Below are 3,925 nucleotides of genomic sequence, written 5' to 3'. Positions count from 1 at the left end.
GAAGAGATAATAAATTTTTTAAAAAAAAATTTAAAATAAAAGGGGATGAAAAATGGAATTAAAAAAATCACTTATGGAAAAATATGATAAAAGTGACATGTTTTCTTTATTAAAGAATTTTCCAAGACATTGTCTGGAAGGATATAATTTAACTATTTCAGAAATAAATAAAAATTTTGAAAAAGTTGTCTTTACGGGAATGGGTGGTTCTGCAATAAGTGGAGATATCATAAAAATTCTAATAGAAGAAATTGCTGAAATTCCAGTTTTTGTTATAAGGGATTATTCACTACCAAAATATGTAGATTCAAAAACGCTTGTTATTGTGGAAAGTTATTCAGGCAATACAGAGGAGACAGTAAATACATATAAAATTGCAAAAGGAAATAAGAGTTTAATAATTTGTATTTCAAGTAATGGAGAAATTGAAAAAATGGCATGTTCTGACGGAATTCCTTTAATTAAAATACCTTCAGGGATGCCTCCAAGATGTGCTTTTGGATATCTTTTTTTTCCTGTATATAGATATTTTGTTGATGCAAAAATACTTCCACCTCTTGAAAAAACTTTCTTTGAAAAAATTGAAAAATGGGTAAATGAATTTTTACCCTCAAGTGAAAATAATAAAGCCATAGAAATTTCAAAAAAAATTTATAAAAATATTCCACTGATTTATTCTGAAAATAGATTTTATCCAGGAATTTTAAGATGGAAAACACAAATAGCAGAAAATTCAAAAAATTTCGCTTTTGTTAATATTTTACCTGAAATGAATCATAATGAAATAATGGCTTTCTATTTTCCTGAATTCTTTATAAAAAAAGCGATTTGTCTGTTTATAGTTTCTGGCATTGAAAATGAAAGAGTTAAAAAAAGAATTGAAATAACTTCAAATATTATTTCAAAAAAAGTAAAGGAGGTTATGGAATTAAAACTGGAAGGAGAAACACTTCTTGAAAAAACAATGTATTTGATAATACTTGGTGACTGGATAAGTTATTACCTTGCAATCTTAAATAAAGTTGACCCCACAGAAATAAAAGAGATAAATATTTTAAAAGAAGAAATGAAAAAAGGAGGAAAAAAGTGAAAAATTATTATCTATTTACATCTGAATCTGTTTGTGAAGGACATCCTGATAAAATATGCGATCAGATTTCAGATTCGATTCTTGACGAAGTTTTGAAACAGGATAAAAACGGAAGAGTTGCCTGTGAAACATTAACAACAAGAGGGCTTTTATTTATTGCAGGTGAAATTACAACAACTGGTTATGTTGATATACCTGAACTTGCAAGAAATTTATTAAAAGAAATTGGTTATATTGATCCATCCTACGGATTTCAGTATGAATCTGTCGGTATAATAACATCTATTCAAGAACAAGCACCTGAAATAGCCACAGGAGTTGATAAAGGAGGTGCAGGAGACCAGGGAATGATGTTTGGATACGCAACAGATGAAACACCTGAACTTATGCCTTTGCCAATAACACTTGCCCATAAACTTGTAATGAGATTAGCAGAAATAAGAAAGAAAAAAATAGTTGATTATTTAAGACCTGATGGAAAATCACAGGTAACAGTTCTTTATGAAAATGAAAAACCTGTATCCGTTGAAAGTGTTGTTGTATCAGCACAACATAATCCTGGTGTATCACAGAAAAAGATTAAAGATGACATAATAGAACTTGTAATAAATTATGTAATTCCAGAAGAATTAAGAAGTAAAAAAATGAAAATTTTTACGAATCCCACTGGAAGTTTTATTATTGGTGGTCCAATGGCAGATACCGGTGTTACGGGTAGAAAAATTATTGTAGATACTTATGGTGGAGTTGGAAGTCATGGAGGTGGATGTTTTTCTGGTAAGGACCCAACAAAAGTAGACAGATCAGGTTCTTATATGGCAAGATATCTCGCTAAAAATATTGTGGCTTCTGGTATAGCCAGAAAATGTGAAATACAAATTGCTTATGTTATTGGACAGGTAGAACCGGTATCTTTAATGATAAATACTTATGGAACAGGATTAATTCCTGATAGTGAAATTGTAAAAATTATAAAAGATAATTTTGACCTTTCTCCGAGAGGAATTATAAAAAAACTTGACCTTTTAAGACCGATTTTTAGGAAAACTGCCTGTTATGGACATTTTGGAAGAAATGATGAGGATTTTACATGGGAAAAAACTGATTCAAAAGAAATATTTACAAAAAATATCAGATAATTTTAAAATGGAATATTCTATAAAAGATATAAACCTTTATAGAGAAGGTGAAAATAAAGTAAATTGGGCTTTACAGCATATGCCCGTTATAAAGTATTTAAGGAATAAATATTCAAGAAGAAAAATTTTTAAAGGTTATAAAATAGGTGCCTGTTTGCATATAACTTCTGAAACTGCGAACTTAATTATAAACTTTAAAGAGTGTGGTGCAGAAGTTTTTCTGTGTGCATCAAATCCTTTAAGTACTCAGGACGAAGTAGCGGCATATCTTGTTAAAAAGGGTATTCCTGTTTTTGGAAAAAAAGGCGAAAGTGGTTCTGAATATTATAAAAATATAGAAAATGTAGCAAAAAATATGCCCCATTTTATAATAGATGACGGAGGCGATTTGATTACTTTTGTTCATCAAAATGAAAAATATATAAAAAATATCATTGGAGCAACAGAAGAAACAACTACAGGTGTTATTCGCCTTAAAAACTTAAATAAACAGAAACTTTTAAAATTTCCTGTAATTGCAGTCAATAATGCAAAAACGAAATACCTTTTTGATAACAGATATGGAACAGGACAATCAACCGTAGACGGATTGTTAAGAGCAACAAATATTTTAATTGCGGGTAAAATAATAGTTGTTTGTGGATATGGCTGGTGCGGTAAAGGAATTGCCCGGAGATTCAGAGGGATGGGAGGAAGGGTAATAGTAGTAGAAGTTGATTCAATAAAAGCCCTTGAAGCAGTAATGGATGGATTTTTAGTTATGTCAATGAAAGAGGCAAGTAAAATTGGAGATATATTTATTACTGCAACTGGAAATACATCTATAATAACAATGAAAGAAATAAATAAAATGAAAGATGGTGTTATTCTTGGAAATTCTGGTCATTTTAATGTTGAAATAAAAATGGATGAAATAGAAGAAAATACTTTAAGGAAAAAAAGAATAAGAAATGGACTTACTGAATATATCCTTAAAAATGGTAAAAAAATTTTTATACTGGGAGAAGGTAGATTACTTAATCTTGCATGTGCAGAAGGACATCCACCGGAAGTTATGGATATGAGTTTTGCAAATCAATTTTTATCTATTAAATTTATAAAAGAACATCCCAATCTTAAAGTAAATGTTTACGATGTACCTGAAGAAATAGATAAACAAATTGCAAAATATAAACTTAATACAATGAATATAAAAATTGACAGTTTAACAGATTTACAAGAAAGATACCTCTCTTCCTGGGAATTAGGAACTTTATGAAAAAATCCATTATTGTTGGAATTACTGGAATCCTTGGTTCAGGAAAAACTACTATAACAGAAATTCTTAGAAAATGGAAATTTAAAGTTATTTCATGTGATGAAATTGTACATAATTTATGGAAAAGAAACAATATTTTAAAAAAAATAAAGAAAATTTTTGGAGAAGATATTGAAAAAGATGGAAGAATAAACAAAGAAAAAGTAAGGGAAATTATTTTTACTGATGCAATAAAAAAAAGGCAATTAGAGAATTTACTACATCCTATGGTTTTTGACGAGATTAATAAAAATATATTTGACACAAAAAAAAATGGAGGTATAATATTTATAGAAATTCCCCTACTGTTTGAAACAAATAGTGAAAAATTATTTGATAAAATAATTGTGGTAAGTGCACCTCAAAAAAAGATAAAAGAAAGGTTAATGGATAAATACT

General features: G+C 28.8%; 4 protein-coding genes. All 4 read left to right on the top strand.

Annotation, left to right across the window (positions count from 1 at the left end; genetic code table 11):
* Positions 1 to 52: 52 nt before the first annotated feature.
* Complete coding sequence (locus tag PKV21_09500) at positions 53 to 1,090, top strand: bifunctional phosphoglucose/phosphomannose isomerase (GenBank protein ID HOM27720.1); 1,038 nt, start codon at positions 53 to 55, stop codon at positions 1,088 to 1,090.
* A complete protein-coding gene (metK, locus tag PKV21_09495) occupies positions 1,087 to 2,229 on the top strand; it encodes a methionine adenosyltransferase (protein HOM27719.1) in 1,143 nt (380 codons plus the stop codon). The genes PKV21_09500 and metK overlap by 4 nt, the downstream gene beginning before the upstream one ends.
* 7 nt (positions 2,230 to 2,236) lie before the next feature.
* Positions 2,237 to 3,487, top strand: coding sequence for an adenosylhomocysteinase (locus PKV21_09490; GenBank protein HOM27718.1), 1,251 nt, complete (start codon positions 2,237 to 2,239; stop codon positions 3,485 to 3,487).
* The coding region (coaE, locus tag PKV21_09485; protein HOM27717.1) for a dephospho-CoA kinase at positions 3,484 to 3,925 on the top strand (442 nt) is incomplete at its 3' end. The genes PKV21_09490 and coaE, both read left to right, overlap by 4 nt.

The organism is bacterium (assembly GCA_035371905.1).
In the GTDB taxonomy this organism is placed as follows: Bacteria; Ratteibacteria; UBA8468; order B48-G9; family JAFGKM01; genus JAMWDI01.
Note: the sequence above shows the minus strand (reverse complement) of the source record. Positions and strands in the feature narration are given on the sequence as shown.